Here is a 16,195-nt window from a genome sequence, read left to right as displayed (position 1 = left end):
AGCTAGTAATTAATATATTTTGTATTTATTATGAAGACACTTATTTCTCTATTTCTTCTTCTTACTTTTAGTACCATCACTGCACAAAGTTCTATAGATTACAATACCAAAAAGGGAGCTGTTGCCCAAGGCTATGATGTTGTTTCTTATTTTGAAGGAAAACCCACTAAGGGGATAGAGAACTTAGCTGTTGTTTATGATAATGCTAAATTTTTATTTACTTCCGAAGCACATTTAAAAGCATTTAAAAATTCACCTAAAAAATACATTCCACAATATGGAGGTTATTGCGCTTATGCAATTGCAAGTGGAGAAAAGGTCAGAATAAACCCAGAAACCTATGAAATTAGAAATGGGAAATTGTATCTGTTTTATAATGCTGGAAAAACCAATACATTGACTTTATGGGCAGAAGAAGGTGCAGATAGATTAGCAGAAAGAGCAGATAAATACTGGGAATCTATAAAATACAAATAACCCAATTTGCATAGGCTACTTAAGTTTTAAAGTTTTAATACTTAGAGAAAAACATTTTATGATTCTCTTTTCTATTTAATGAGCTTATTATTGAGTATTTACTTTCATTCTACGAAAGTTATTTAATACAAGTAGATTGTATTAATTTAAGAGTTACTTAGCGAAATAAAAACTTCCATTTAATTGAAAAAGCGTAATTTTGAACTTAGCTATAAAAGGAAGATTACACTATGAAGCAAAAAATAACGCTTAAAGAGATTTCAAGAAGATTTAATGTTTCTATTTCTACAGTTTCAAAAGCATTAAAAGATAGTCCGGAAATTAGTGAAAAAACAAAAGAAATTATTCAAGCTTTTGCTAAAGAACATCACTATAAACCCAATAATATTGCTTTAAGTTTAAAGAATCAGAAAACAAAAAATATTGGAATTATCCTTCCAGAAATTGTTCATTATTTTTTCTCTTCCGTAATTACTGGTGTAGAGCGTTTGGCAACTGCCAAAGGTTATAATGTAATTGTGTGTATCTCAAATGAATCTTTTGATAAAGAGGTTATCAATATGCAAATGTTGGCAAATGGAAGTATTGATGGGTTTATTATGTCGCTTTCTAAAGACACCGAAAAAAAGCAAGATTTTCATCATATAAATGAAGTAATTAACCAAGGAATGCCTGTGGTTATGATTGATAGAATAACCGATCAAGTAAATTGTGATAAGGTAATTATAGACGATTTTCATGGGGCATACAGTGCTGTTCAATATTTAATAGAAAGTGGGCGTAAGCGCATTGCATTAATTACGATGCCCGATTATATGAGTGTTGGAAAGTTACGTACCGAAGGTTATAAAAAAGCACTTGCAGATGCTGGAATTGAGGTTGATGAAAACCTAATAGTGAAAGTAGAAGATTTTTATGGTGGTTTTGAACCTGTTGAAGAGCTTTTTAAAAATAATGAAGTAGATGCTGTTTTTGGAGTTACAGAATTTTTTGCTGTTTCTGCAATGAAAATTGCTCAGAAAATGGGGAAATCAGCACCAAAAGATGTTTCGGTAATTGGTTTTACAGACGGGATTATATCTATTAGTAGCAGTCCGTCATTAACCACCGTAAGTCAACACGGAGAAGAGATAGGAGAGAAGGCGGTAGACTTACTTATAAAACGTTTGGAGGAAGAAGATTTTGAATCGCGTCCTTACGAAACCGAAATTATTAAATCCAGTCTTGTAAAAAGAGAATCTACACTATAAATGTAAAAGGATTCCTGAAAATTAATCCCTCTGGAAGAGTTTATCTCCCAAAGCTTGTCTGAGTTTCCCGAAGGGCTTTACGTCGAAATGGATTAAAATATTTTTATTTTGAATACCTCGTAGGCTTGCCTAGAGGTAGTTGATTTTGTTTCCTTTTGAGCCCTTTTTATGTTTGCACATCCTACTTTTGTTGGGTTATTGGGTAAATAATTGTTTCCCCGCTGCGGGGAAGCATTCCAAGTCTGCGGGGAAAGCATACTAAGCTGGCGGGAAGGGTAACTATACCTGCAGGAAGCTATAAAAGTTCGTCGGGATAGGTACTTATCATGCGGGGAAAGCCTTTTTATGGTGCAGGAAAGCTTTTTATGTCGAGGGAATTATGTTTTATTTATAAATATTGTTGTCCGATAAATGCGGGCAGCGTTTATTTCATTCCACATATATCAAGGGTTAATAGAGGTTTTTAAAATAGTCCCCTTGCTATTAATAAAAATGAATAAAAAGAGGAGTTTAGTAATGTTATTTCTTTTAAACTATTCATTTTATAATAGTTAATATTTAGTCTTTGTTCTTTTCTCTTACAGCGAAGCGGTCTTGTATTTTTACTTGGACATTAATGATTTATAAACTATCCTAATTGACTGTGTAAAAACATTCAGGTTTGATTCTTTTTTATTGTTGTCTGATAAAAGCAGACCGCGTTTATTCCATTCCACATATATCAAGGGTTAATAGAGGTTTTTAAAATAGTCCCCTTGCTATTAATAAAAATGAATAAAAAGAGGAGTTTAGTAATGTTATTTCTTTTAAACTATTCATTTTATAATAGTTAATATTTAGTCTTTGTTCTTTTCTCTTACAGCGAAGCGGTCTTGTATTTTTACTCGAATAATAGTCACAAGCCAGAAAACGTGTAAATAAATACAAAACAGCACGTGCAATAAATTAAATTCTTATCTTTGATTCAATAATAAATTAAGTCAATCAAAATGAACACAAAACTCACTTTGACAATAGAGAAGGAAATTATCCAAAAAGCTAAAAAATATGCCAAAGATAAAAACAGGAGCTTATCTGATATTATAGAAAATTATTTAAAAATTCTAACAAAAGAAGAAAAAGCCAATAAATCAACAAAATTAAATCCAGTTGTGAAGTCTTTAAAAGGTTCTTTTAAAATGCCTAAAAATATGGATTATAAAAAAGAGCTTAGAAATCGATTAGAAGAAAAATATTTATAATGGACAATATTTTAATCGACACTGATGTATTAATGGATTTCTTTTTTGACCGTGAACCTTTTGCTCAATTTTCGACTGAAATTTTAAATCGCTGTGAAGAAAAAAGGCTAAATGGTTTTACAACACCAGTCATAATCTGTAATGTTTATTATTTATTGAGAAAAACAGCAAAACATCAACTGATAATAGAAAAAATCAAACAGCTATTAAGTATAATAGAAATTATAGAAATGGACAAAGATGTTGTTTTGGATGCTCTTAATTCAGAATTTAAAGATTTTGAAGATGCTTTACAAAATTTTTCTGCGGTTCAAATTGGAAAAATAAATATTATCCTGACAAGAAATATAAAGGATTTCAAAAAAAGTGATTTGGCAATATTGACACCAGAAACTTATTTGAAAGGAAAAACCAGTGGCTAACAATGGTGGCTGTTGCACAAGCTTTTTTTAACCAAATTTCTAATTAAAACCAGTTCTTGAAAATGACATATGCTAAGAAAACAACAATTTACCTATTATTAAAAATTAGCATAATCCTCTTTTTTTATAAAATTAATGGCTTGTGCAACCCTTACAATGTATAAAAATAATAGCGGTTTTATCGCTAAAACGAAAGTAAGTAAATATAAAAAGGTCTGTGTTTAACCGAAAATTAGGGCGTAAATCCGCTACTATTCTTATGCGAGACCATTAATGATTCTTTCTAGTTTCTATAAATTTAGTTATAAATCTCTCCATTAAAAGGCGCATAGAGGATTATTTAATTGGAATATATACCTCTGTGGTCCATTGCAATGCATCTCCCCCAAAATTAGGGTTGTTATGAAACTTCTCTATAATATTGTTTTTTAAATCAATAGTATTATTTTCAGCATAATCAAAAATTTGAAACCAAGCATGATGAGAATACATATAATTCCCATTAAAAACAGCCTTAAGAGATGGGACAGCCTTTAATTCTCTAAAGAAAATATCAGGGTTTTTAGGGAGTTTATCAATTCCTGTTACAGGGAAACAAAAATCCATATCAATAGTATTTTCCTCTTTATTAAAGTTATTAATAACCACCATTGGTCTGCCATCTGGTTGCAAATTGTTTTCATCAACAAAATCGGCTATGTAATTGTAATTTCGCATCATGTGTTTAGCCTTGTTTTCTAGTTTTGTTTTTGCATTTACACAAGCACATTTTTTAGCTGGAGAATCTGTTTTTCCTATAATTTTTACTCTAAAAGTAGATAGATTCATTTTTAATTTACGGATAAAGTTCATTGCAATATCCTTTGACATACTTTTAAATTCAGTATTTAAAAAAGGTGCTGTAATTCTATTAATGGCATTGTTTTTAGCTCCTTTAATGCCAAGCGCTACTTTTGTAACGGAATCATTTTCAGCTTTAATATCCCAAAATAATGTATAGTTTTTATCCAAATAATTTAGCTTTTGGGTGATGGATTTATATAGGGTGCTATCTATGGTTTCTGTGTGAATAGAATCGTTAGTTTTTTTCCAATTTGAGATACTATAAAATACTGTAGCCTGACTAGTTTTGGTTTCAAATCTATAGATATAATCACTTTTTTTAATGAATAAATACCAGCCAAGAATACATAAAGCAATAAGGATTAAAACGCTTATAATTTTTTTCATTTGATTTTTATTACTTTACGGAAGTACTTGCTACTTCTTTATTAGTCATTACCGATAATTTATTAATTACATATTCTCCTAAAGTTTGACCTTGACTCAAACCAACATCTATAGCTGCACGGTAGTGAATTCCACCATACATTCTACTTAAAGCAGCTTCAGTAGAAGCATTGTTAAAGGAAGAGAAGGAGCGAACAGGAATTCCATATGGAGTTTCAGTATCGTCGTCAAAAGCAAAATCATCTCCAAAAATAGAAGTCAGTGTTTTTGCTGCAGCTCCAGAAACTACCGAATGCCCACTCGTATATTCAGGGAAAGGAGGGGTTTGTAAAACAGGCTTCCAATTCTCGTCTATATATTGATTAATTACAGTTTCCGGACGGATAAGGTTGCTTCTGTATTTTTCATCCCAACAGCTTATAAAACCATCAAATATAGAAATGGCAGTTTTAGTATAAGCAAAAACTGTTTTATTGAAATCTGTATTTGTTTTCCTACAGGCTATTTTAGTAATACCAATCCAATGTGCGCCTGGAGTAATTTTTTTGGTTGCAAACATTAAATGTCCTTTGGTAACAGAAACATATGGGTTACAATCCCAAAACTTAGCAATAGCAATTTCTTCAGAATCATCGCCTTCCTCGGTCATTTTATTTCTCACATTATAAACTTCCATAGTTTCTTTGTAAAACTGACTATCTTCTTCCATTGAAAACTCAGGAGGTGGAATCGGTTTAAATTGAGCAGCAGAGTCTATTGCAAGGGTTCTTATTTTCATCCAATGGGGTTCAATTCCGTCCATATATGCAGGAGGAGTTGGTTGCCAACGAGAAGGATCGTCTGTGTTTACTGTAAATTTTGGCATGGTTCGGGTTTGTTTATAATTGTCCGTATCCATCCATTTTTTCATATGTGTTACCACTTGCATGGCATATTCTTTAGATTTTTCAAACTCTTTTTCGTTGGTTTTTTTCCAAGTATTGTATAAGCTATCTTGATAAGCAGTTATTCTATCTTCAGAAAAAATAAGACTCTTACTTAATTCCAAATGAGCAATCAATGCAGAAACCTTGTAGTTTACATTTGCAGTATCAATAGGATTTGGAATGGGTTTTAATCCATTTATAGTACCTGCAAGCGAATTGTAATTTGGGTCATTCTTTGCAATAATTTCATAAGCAGCAATATCTGGATATACAAAAATCCTACTCGCTACCACTGGCGAAAAAATATCATGAATCATAACTTCAACAACTTTATCAATTGCCTGATGCATGTTTTCTGAGGTTACTTCAATAGGCTGTTCTTTCTTATTGCAAGCAATAATGCATAAAAGGGAAGCGCTAAATAATAAGAGGGAAATACGTTTCATTTTAATTGTTTTTTAATTTCTCACAGAGGGTTTAGTTCCTCGACGCTTTTTGTCGAAATGAGTTAAGGTTATTTTGTTTGAAAACCTCATGGATTTCCCCCGAGATTTTTGATTTGGTACAGTTCTGCACCGTTATTATTTACTGTTACCAAAAGGTAATTTTGATTGTTAATTCTAATAGTATTTAACTGTGTAATAGCTTTGTTTGATAAATCCAATCCAATATTTGAGGTTAGCTGAATATTCTTTTTGTTGCTTATGAGTGCCCCAGGAAAAGCATCAAATTTTCCATGATACGGTTTTACTCCAAAATAATTTCCAGCAGCTAAAACTTCTTCTTTTCCGTCATTATTAAAGTCGTGTTTTAAAAAATTAGTAATGGGAGCCGTTTGTAATTTACTTTCGAAAGCATGAAATTTAAATTTTCCATTTTCATTCTCTAGCCAACCAGATGTCAAGGTGTGAACCTCTAAGAGGGTGGCATTGTTAAGCAATTTCTCACCAAAAACTTCTTCTATATTTTTTCCTGCAAAAGATTTATAGTCAGTAAACTTTTTTCGCATTATAGAAACTAATTGTTCTGAAAGTTCATCAAAATTTGCTACGGTATAGTAAGCTCCATCTTTTTCGGTCGCCAAAATTGTTTCTGTGCGTTTGTTGTTATCAAAATCGGCATAATACATCCGCATTGGGTATTCCTTGGAAGCCTTAAATTTAGAATTAGTTCCCCAATTTCCTAATAGGTAATCATTGTCACCATCACCATCCATATCAAATTCAGTAATACTTCTCCAAAGCCCGTTTAGTTTTTCTTCGGAAGGAAATACTTCTTTAAAATTACCATTTAGATTGCTGAAGAATTTTGGCGACATCCATTCTCCTACCACAATTAAATCTTTTGTACCATCATTTGTAAAGTCTGTCCAAATAGCATCGGTAACCATTCCTGCTTTTTGCAATTCTAAATTTTTAAGAGCCTCAAATTTCCCATTTTCATTTTTTAGAATAAAAGAGTTTGGAATGGCTCCAAAGTCGTAAGAAACAGTATTACTACCTACAAAAACATCTAGATCTCCATCGGTATCAAAATCAAAAGGTTTAATTACAGAGGTGTTTTCAAACTCATTTTCGAGGATACTTTTAATAAATAAACTGTCTTTTTTATAATACACCACATCATTTAAGGGCTTAGATTCCCCGTAGAAATCACCGCCAGCATTGCCTGTAAAAATATCATTCTTACCATCCTTATTAAAATCTAAAATTAAGGCAACCACAGTTTCGTTAATAGAATCATTTTTTATAAAATTATCTGTTTGTTCTATAAAACCAGTATCATTTTGAAAATATACTTGTGAACGTTTAAACTTTGAGCTTCCGAAAAAAATATCATCTTTCCCATCCCCATTTAAATCGCCAATTGCGGTTGCAGGTCCACGATCGGAAATTTGATAAGGAATTAATTTTTGTCTTAGAAAATCTATATAATCATCTTCTTTGTGCTTGTAGTTAATTCCTAAATTTCCTTCTACTTTTGTGAAAAGGGGTTGTTGTTTGTTCTTTAGAGAGTTGTAGGCAAATTGATTTCTATTTTTTTCAGCTGAAATTGTTACTGTTTGATTCGGATTAATGTTTTTTAAGGTTTGATACGTTTTATCTGGCCATACAATAACCAACGAATCTATTTTAGAATTTGTAGGAAATCCGAAGTGGATAAAAGGCTCCGAAGAAGCTTGAAATCCACGAACGGTATATAATTCACGAAATTGTAAAATTCCTTTTTGGTAGGCAAAAACTTTGGTTCCTATGGCAAGGCTATTTGGTTTTGTGTAATTGAACTTCAGTTTTAAATAGTTTCTTTTGTTTGTTGATTTATTGATATAAAGCGTTGCTGGTTGATTGATGTTATTTGTTACTAAATCAATATCGCCATCATTATCAAAATCTGCCATGGCAGTTGCGCCAGAAATTAAGCTGTCTTTTATAATCCATTTCCCAGATTGGTCTGAAAACTGAGTTTCTTTTTTCCCTTCAAAAATATAATTATGGTACGCTCCAGAAGGCATTAATTCCAATGCTTTTTGGTCTACAAGTTTTGTGTTATCTAGTTTTTTACGAATCTGTTCGTTAGAGGTAAACTTTATAAAATCTAAGTTGTTAGGGCGTTTTGGAATTCCGTTAGCTATAAAAAGATCCTGCTCTCCATCCTCATTATAATCAGCAAAAAGGGCACTCCAACTCCAATCGGTTGCCGCAATCCCGCTCATCAAAGCTGTCTCAGTATAATTTCCGTCTTGATTATTTAACTGAAGCATATTCCTAGTATATTGATAATGGTATCCTAGTTTTTCGGTACGCATTTGTAACATTTGCACATTTTCATCCCCTGCTGAAGATTTTAAAACAGCTTCATCTTCTGGGAGCATATCTAAAGACAAAATATCTGGGAGACCATCGTGATTAATATCTGCAACATCATTTCCCATAGAAAACCGACTTGTATGCCCAAAATGCTTTTTTAAGCTTTCAGTAAAAGTACCATCACCATTATTAAGATAATAATAGTCGTCTTCATGAAAGTCGTTTCCAACATAAATATCTGGATAGCCATCTTGATTAAAATCGGAGATAGCAATTCCTAATCCATATCCATTTACACCGCCAAAGATATTGGCTTGCTCACTTACATCGGTAAATTTTCCGTTGTCGTTTCTCAATAATTTATCGCCTGTTTCATAATTTCTTTGATTTCTAAGCGCTGCTTTACCAAAAGATTCTTGAGTATGAACAGCATGATTCAATAAATAAATATCTAAATCGCCATCCAAATCGTAATCTAGAAACGCTGCAGAGGAGCTATAAGATTCAAAGTCTAAACCATATTCTTTAGCACTTTCAGTAAAAGTAGTGTCGCCATTATTTATGTACAGTTCATTATAGCCTCTAAATCCATTAATTCCCACTACTGCACACACATAAATGTCTAAAAAACCATCGCCATTAACATCGCCCATAACGGCTCCGGTATTCCACGTGCTGTTTCCTTCCACACCAGCAGCAACCGAAATGTCTTTAAATTTTAAATTACCTTTATTGAGATAAAGTTTGTTCTTTACTTGGTTTCCAGAGAAGAAAATATCGGGTAAATTATCATTGTTAATATCTCCAACCGCAACACCACCGCCGTTATAAAAATATAGGTAATCTAGGATGTTTAAATCGTTTGTTTCGGTGAGTGTATTTGTAAAATTAATACCCGTTTCTTTTTCAGAAGGATTCATAAACAACTCGCCTTCTTTTTTACAAGAAGCAATTATAAAAATCGTTACTATGTACAGATAGCACCTATTCATTGATTTTGAAAATTTTTGGTTGTTCATTATTAATTGCAACAAAAAGGAATGAATTACCAGCAGCATCTTTAAATTGCTCTATTTTTTTTACTTCTCCTTTTACAAAAAAGCCAGATTTATTATAATCTTGCCATTCAAAATCGCCTTTTCCATTGCCTAGAAGGACACTTCCATAATTGGCATCTAACCTTGAAAACTGAGGTTTAAATTCATAATTATTCCCAGCCATAATGAGGTCTAGATTTCCATCGCCATTGAGATCTGTAGTACTGATATCACAAACACAAGAAAGTTGTACTTGGTTTGGAAGTTTTTTAACTGTAAAGTTTCCATTTCCATTATTTATAGCAACAACAGATTCTGTAATATTTACCTCTTTTTTAATGGAATTATTCAGAATTTCTATAGAGAATAGCTCATCTAAAGACTTTTCAGCATAATTAGAAGATTTTAAATTCTGCTTTTTTAAACTCACAAGTTGCCCTGTTAATTCTTTTTTTAAATGTATAGGGGTATCTTTATTATTAATAACTCTAGTAGTAATTTGTTCGATACTTCCATTGTTATCAAAATCGTTTATATAAAGCTTTATAGGTTCTTTTTTAGATGCTTTATATGAAAGATTTAGTCCTTCATTTCCAATAATTAGATCTGTTTTTCCATCATTGTTAATATCTTCTGCTTTTATGGTATTCCACCAGCCATTACTATTATTAAGGTTTGTTTTTAAAAGTTGTAAATCTCTTTGAGTATTTTTAAATATATGAGGATAAGTCCAATCACCTACAACGATGAGATCTTTAATAGTGTCTCCATCAATGTCTGCCCAAGTAGCGTCAGAGATCATTCCAACATCTTTTAGCTTAAAAGCTTTCCTTTCCGTTACATCGCTAAAATTCCCTTTTCCATCATTTTGTAGCAATAAATGTTCTGGATTAATACCATAGATTCCTACCTTATTTCTCATTCCAACAAAAATGTCTATATCACCATCGTCATCAAAATCATTAGAAGTAATGATAGCTACATTTTGTTTTTTAGTATTAATATTATTTTTATTTGAAGAAAAATTCCCTTTTCCATCATTTAGATAGAAGCGTATTTGATAGGTAGAAGCTTCATATGGCTCGTTACCTCCTGTTCCAACTACTAAATCTAAGTCGTTATCGCCATCTATATCTATAAATTCAGCCGCTGTATCTTCAAAAGCCGCATCATTTTTAAAAACAGTTTGATTATTGGACTTTACTATAGAATTTCCTTTATTAAAATAAAGTATTCCAATTTGGTTTTTTGCACCACCTACAAAGATATCTTCAAGGCCGTCATTGTCAATGTCTCCAATAGCAACTGCAGGACCCTCTTGAGAGATTTTCTTAGGAATTAATCCTTCGTAGTCAAAATCTGAGAAATTATTTTCATTGTGTTTTATTAATGTATTATTTTCTATTCGATTCAAATAAGTGGTTTGTTTAATAGTTTGTTTATTGTTGGGATACTTTTTTGCTGAAATTTCGTTGAAAACTAATGTAGTGTCTACTGGTAAATTTTTGAACTTTTGTGAAAATCCACTAGGCCACATAACAAATGCTGAATCAATTATTTTTTCATCACCTAAGCCAATTGTTAATACATAATCTACCGAAGATTGAAAGCCTCTTGAAGGAATTAAGACATTTCTTAGAATACCTTTTTTTGTATAAAGATCTACGGTACTTCCAATTCCATAGGTGTTTTTATTAGTACCATTAAGCTTCAATTTTACATAATGATTATTAGGATTAATTATTTCTGAATTATTTCTGTAAATAAAAGCTGGCATATTAACATTATTAACTAATAAATCTAAATCTCCATCATTATCTAAATCTCCATATGCAGACCCATTGGAAAAGCTTGGGGTATTAAATCCCCAAGCTTCCATTTTTTTTGAAAAAGTTAAATTTTGATTATTTTTAAAAGCATAATTTAAAATTGGTACTTGCGGCATTTCTTTAATAATACTGTCAACTTCTTGTTTTTTACCAGTAGTAACCATTTTCTGTATTAATTCATTGGCAAAAAAGTCCATAAAATCACCATCTGTTAAGTCATGATTCATACCATTGGATACGTAGATGTCTCGATACCCGTCGTTATCCATATCAAAGATTAAAGGACTCCAACTCCAATCAGTTTTTGCCACTCCGCTATAATATGCTATTTCAGAAAAGACATTGTTGCCTGTGTTTAATTGTAATGTGTTTTGCATTTGTTGATTGTAAAAACCTCTCCGTTGTCTTAGTTCATAAATATCAGGCCTATCAAATTCACTTACCTCTTTAGCGCGTTTATCATCTTCTGCAAGCATATCGGTAACAAAAATATCTGTGTGTCCGTCATTATTAATATCTGCCATATCTGCACCCATAGACGAATGGCTTATATGTCCTGTCCAATTCTCAATTTCTTCAGAAAAAGTGCCATCTTGATTGTTGATATATAGATAATCCCGTTCATAAAAATCGTTAGAAACATATATATCGGGATAAAAATCATTGTTTACATCTCCCACAGTTACACCTAAACCAAAGCCAATAAGGCTTCCATAAATTCCAGCTTCCTCACTTATATCTACAAATTTTCCGTTATCATTTCTAAGAAGTTTGTCTCCTCCTCCTAATAGTTGTTTGGGAAGATTCCAGTCTTCAGCTCTCAAATCTCTTTTATTGTTATATTGAAGACTGTTTACAGGAATAAAACTATTATTAAGAATGTAAACATCGAGATCCCCATCTTTATCATAATCAAAAAAAGCAGCATGGGTGGTAAAACCCGACTCTGCTAAATTATATTCCTCTGCTTTTTCAGTAAAAGTTAGATTTCCATTATTTATAAAGAGCTCATTTTTTTGATTATCTCCTTTTACATTTCCAGCATTACAAACATATATATCTAGTAGTTTATCAGCATTAATATCAACAAGAACAACTCCAGTGGACCAAGCTTTCCCCCCTCCAACACCCGCTTTTTCAGTAATATCTTCAAATTTAAAATCTCCTTTATTAAGAAAAAGTTTATTTTGATTTTGGTTAGAAGTAAAATAGATATCGGGGAGATTATCGTTATTAATATCTCCAATGGCAACACCTCCGCCATTGTAAAAGTTTCGGTATTTAAAGATGTTAAAATCTTTCTGGTTTTCAATTTCATTTATAAAATCAATACCACTTTCTTCATGAGATACAAGTGTAAACAGCGTTTCTTTATCAGGTTCAATACGCTCTTTATTTTTATTCTTGGAGTTACAAGAAATAAATAAACTAAAAATGCAGTATGTAAAAATTATCTTTTTCATGGAGTTATTATCTTTTCTAAAAAAATCGGATTACCATTATTTATAGTAACTATATAATAAGTTTTGTCTTGTATATTTATTTTGTTGATGTTCCTTGCAGGCCCTGGAATGTCAAATGTTGGATTTTCTAAAACCTTAAAAAAACCATTTTTGTTGTTTATTAATAACAAGCCGTGTAAAGCATCTAATCTTCCTAATTGTGTGCTTATTTCATAATTGTTTCCAACTAGTAAAATATCTTCATATCCATCATTATTAAAATCATCTTTTTGAAGATCGAAAATAGCAGAACTCTGCGCCATAAATGGTAAAATATGTTTGGTGTAATTTCCATTTCCATCGTTTTCAAAATAGCAAGAGGCGAGTTCAAAAACTGTTTTTTTATACGCTGCTTCTAGTTTTTCCTCTGGAAACAATTCAGAAAAAGAAGCGTTTGCAAAATCGGTATAGGAGAGGAATTTTTTATTTAACATTGGAATTTGCTTTACAATTTCGTCTTTTGAAGAAAAGGTAGTTTCTTCCCCTTTATAGAAATAAGTAACTATAGGTTCAATGTTTCCGTTATCGTCAAAATCGTTACTATATAGTGTAATAGGTTCTTCTTTTGAAGCTTTTAGGCGAGTATTAAGTCCCCAATTTCCAGCAATTAGATCCAAGTCTCCGTCTTTATCAAAATCGGCTACCTCTAAAGTATTCCACCAACCATTGCTCTCTCCAAGATTATTTTTTTGAAGTTTTAGTTGTTTTCCATCATTAATAAAAATAGAAATCGGCATCCAGTGTCCAACCGTTATAAGATCTAAGAAATTGTCTTTATTAATATCAATCCAAATAGCATCTTGAACATTTCCTATATTTTGAAAAGCTTTTGCATAGGAGGAGGAGATATCTTTAAAGCTTCCATTTCCATCATTTTGAAAAATATATTGCTTTGGTGTTTTTCCGAACGCTCTTGGAATACCGTTGGAGGTAATACAGATATCTAAATCGTTGTCATTATCAATATCAACTGCGTTAACAGTTGAGGCATTTATAAAAATATTTTTAAACTGAAGTGTGTCTTTCATCATCAATCCATTTTGATTAAAATAGAGTCTAGGAGAAAGAGGGTTTCCAGTAATAAATTCGTTTCCTCCACTTACAACAATTAAGTCTTTATCGCCGTCATTATCGGCATCAAAAAATAAATTGTCAACATCTTCATTGATGGCATTTTCTTCAAAAATATTTTTTTGAACTTCTTCAAAAGAGCCATCTTTTGTTTGCAAAAGCAAAGTAGAACTTTGTGTTTTAGCTCCTCCAATAAAAACATCATCTAAACCATCGTTATTAATATCTGCAATAGTAGTTTTAGGACCTTGATTGGTATTTGCAAAAGGAACAAGAGGATCTCTATTAAATTCAATAGAAGTAAAATCTTTATGTTTGAATGAAAGCGGTGCACTTACATTTTTTAAATAAGAATTTGTGTTTGTTGATTTGTAGGAATAATTCTCTTGTGCATTTTTATGGAAGGCCGTAATAGTAACGTTTACTTTAGGATGCGTTATTTTTTCCGACTTTCCATCCGCCCATATAATACGTATTGAATCTATTTCTGAATGTGTTCCTAATCCAAAGTGAAGTTCTGGAGCTACTGCCGACATAAATCCTCTTGTATTGAAATTTTCTGCTGATAGTTTTAAAGAATCTGAATAAACAGTTGCTTTGGCTCCAATTCCAAATGTGTTTTTATCAGATCCTTTAAATTTAATTTTCAAATAATTTCTAGAGTCAAAATGTTCTTTCGTGTTGTTTTTTATAATAAAGGCTTTTTCGTTGGTATTGTTTACCACAAGGTCTAAATCGCCATCATTATCTAAATCGGCATACACGCCACCATTACTATAAGAAGGGGTTTCGGAAAGCCAATCCTTGGTTGTGTTTTTAAAAGTTTGATTTCCGTTATTCTTAAAGAAATAATTAGGAACATGCTTTTTTGGAATTTCATTTATAAAAGTCATGTCTTCTTTTTCCATGCCTTTACTAAGTCGTTTTTGGATATTTTCATTTGCTATAAAACTGATAAAATCCATATCGTTAGTAGCTCCTAAAATTCCATTGGTAATATAAACGTCTTTATTTCCATCATTATCAAAATCGGCAATAAGTGGAGCCCAAGACCATTCTGTAGCTGATAATCCGCTTGCATAGGCAGTTTCTGTGAAATTTTCATTTCCATTATTTAGATGAAGCGCATTTTGCATAAATTGAGGTGCATATCCATTTTTAAGATATCCACTATAAGTTTGGAAATTATATTCGGTTCCAGAGGTTTTAAAACTCTTCAATTCTTCTGGAAGCATATCTACAGAAATAATATCCGCATTTCCATCATTATTGATATCGGCAATATCATTTCCCATGGAAAAATGACTCGTATGCCCTAATTTTGTTTCATCTTCAGCAATCAAATCTTTAAAAGTTCCATTTTTTTGATTGAGATATAAATAATCGTTTTCAAAAAAATCATTCCCCACATATATATCTGGATAACCGTCATTATTTATATCTGAAATAGAAATGCCCAGCCCGTAACCTATACTTCCTTGGTAAATACCAGCTTCTTTAGAAACGTCTTTATAAAATCCATTTTCGTTTCTGTAAAGCCTGTCTCCCGATAAAGAGTCCACCGTATTTCTTTTTTTGCCACTTCCATACGTTCTGTTTGGATGCACCGAATGGTTAAGTAAGTACATATCTAAATCGCCATCCAAATCATAATCAAAGAAAGTTGTCTGAGTTGCATAAGAAGAAATTGCCAAGCCGTATTTTTTAGCTTCCTCTTTAAAAGTTGGAACGCCATTTTTATCAACCCCTTGATTAATGTATAGGAGATTATGACTTTTATTGGAGAGTTCCCCTACTTTAGAAATGTAAATATCTAGCCAACCATCGTTATTTATGTCTACCGTTGTAACACCGGTTGTCCAATTTTTTGCATTATCAATTCTCGCTAGTTCTGTAATATCTTCAAATTGAAAATTTTGTTTATTGAGATACAGTTTATCATTAGTTTGATTGGCTGTAAAATAGAGGTCAAGCCAACCATCGTTATTAAAATCTCCAGTTGCAACCCCAGCGCCATTGTAAAAATAGAGGTAGTTAAGAATGTTAAGATCTGGTGTATTTGTTAATTGGTTATTAAAATTAATGGTAGTTTTTGAAGGATTTATAAACGTAAAAAGTTTCTCTTCCTTATTGCAAGAAAATAAAATAGATGCAATTAGAAATAGTAAAAACTTTTTTATCATAATTCTATAGTCGTTTTTAAATCCTTCGTGGGTTTATCCCAAGGTAGTTAATTTGTTTTTAGTTATTGCCTTACTCAATAATCGAGATTTAAATATTTCAAAGCCTGTCCTGATTTTGCCAGAGAATTTGCATTGAAATGTTTTAACTTTTTTATACTATCTCGTTGACTAGTCCATCTAACTTTGATTAGACAAGCTCCGAGAAAGTTTTACATTAAAA

The 16,195-nt window shown here is 31.7% G+C and carries 9 protein-coding genes; 4 read left to right on the top strand and 5 right to left on the bottom strand.

Translation table 11 applies throughout. The features are described from left to right. Nucleotides 1-30: 30 nt before the first annotated feature. The 4 genes from JOOMADRAFT_RS00825 to JOOMADRAFT_RS00810 all read left to right on the top strand — a co-directional run bounded on the left by JOOMADRAFT_RS00825 (nt 31) and on the right by JOOMADRAFT_RS00810 (nt 3,390). Nucleotides 31-477, top strand: a complete 447-nt coding sequence (locus JOOMADRAFT_RS00825; protein ID WP_008610722.1) for a YHS domain-containing (seleno)protein — start codon at nt 31-33, stop codon at nt 475-477. A gap of 230 nt (nt 478-707) precedes the next feature. After that, nucleotides 708-1,727 (top strand): LacI family DNA-binding transcriptional regulator, encoded by a 1,020-nt coding sequence (locus JOOMADRAFT_RS00820; RefSeq protein WP_008610721.1) that lies wholly within the window; start codon nt 708-710, stop codon nt 1,725-1,727. Between the two features lie 989 nt (nt 1,728-2,716). Further along, nucleotides 2,717-2,968: a DUF6364 family protein gene (locus JOOMADRAFT_RS00815; RefSeq protein ID WP_008610720.1), complete on the top strand. Its 252-nt coding sequence runs from the start codon at nt 2,717-2,719 to the stop codon at nt 2,966-2,968. After that, nucleotides 2,968-3,390, top strand: a complete 423-nt coding sequence (locus tag JOOMADRAFT_RS00810; protein ID WP_008610719.1) for a type II toxin-antitoxin system VapC family toxin — start codon at nt 2,968-2,970, stop codon at nt 3,388-3,390. Before JOOMADRAFT_RS00815 ends, JOOMADRAFT_RS00810 begins: the two co-directional genes overlap by 1 nt. A 336-nt stretch (nt 3,391-3,726) precedes the next feature. On the opposite strand, the gene JOOMADRAFT_RS00805 is transcribed toward JOOMADRAFT_RS00810, so the two are convergent. The 5 genes from JOOMADRAFT_RS00805 to JOOMADRAFT_RS00785 all read right to left on the bottom strand — a co-directional run bounded on the left by JOOMADRAFT_RS00805 (nt 3,727) and on the right by JOOMADRAFT_RS00785 (nt 15,975). After that, nucleotides 3,727-4,620 carry a GyrI-like domain-containing protein gene (locus tag JOOMADRAFT_RS00805; protein WP_008610718.1) on the bottom strand — a complete coding sequence of 298 codons (894 nt, stop codon included), beginning with the start codon at nt 4,618-4,620 and terminating at the stop codon, nt 3,727-3,729. A gap of 10 nt (nt 4,621-4,630) precedes the next feature. Further along, on the bottom strand, nt 4,631-5,992 hold the full coding sequence (locus tag JOOMADRAFT_RS00800; RefSeq protein ID WP_008610717.1) for a vanadium-dependent haloperoxidase: 1,362 nt from the start codon (nt 5,990-5,992) through the stop codon (nt 4,631-4,633). 86 nt (nt 5,993-6,078) lie between these two features. Beyond that, a complete protein-coding gene (locus JOOMADRAFT_RS00795; protein WP_008610714.1) occupies nt 6,079-9,345 on the bottom strand; it encodes a VCBS repeat-containing protein in 3,267 nt (1,088 codons plus the stop codon). Next, nucleotides 9,338-12,682 carry a VCBS repeat-containing protein gene (locus JOOMADRAFT_RS00790; RefSeq protein WP_008610713.1) on the bottom strand — a complete coding sequence of 1,115 codons (3,345 nt, stop codon included), beginning with the start codon at nt 12,680-12,682 and terminating at the stop codon, nt 9,338-9,340. The genes JOOMADRAFT_RS00795 and JOOMADRAFT_RS00790 overlap by 8 nt, the downstream gene beginning before the upstream one ends. Continuing rightward, complete coding sequence (locus JOOMADRAFT_RS00785) at nt 12,679-15,975, bottom strand: VCBS repeat-containing protein (protein WP_008610711.1); 3,297 nt, start codon at nt 15,973-15,975, stop codon at nt 12,679-12,681. The genes JOOMADRAFT_RS00790 and JOOMADRAFT_RS00785 overlap by 4 nt, the downstream gene beginning before the upstream one ends. Nucleotides 15,976-16,195 lie beyond the last annotated feature (220 nt).

This window comes from Galbibacter orientalis DSM 19592 (assembly GCF_000260115.1).
GTDB lineage: Bacteria > Bacteroidota > Bacteroidia > Flavobacteriales > Flavobacteriaceae > Galbibacter > Galbibacter orientalis.
This window is presented reverse-complemented; position numbering and strand designations above follow the sequence as displayed.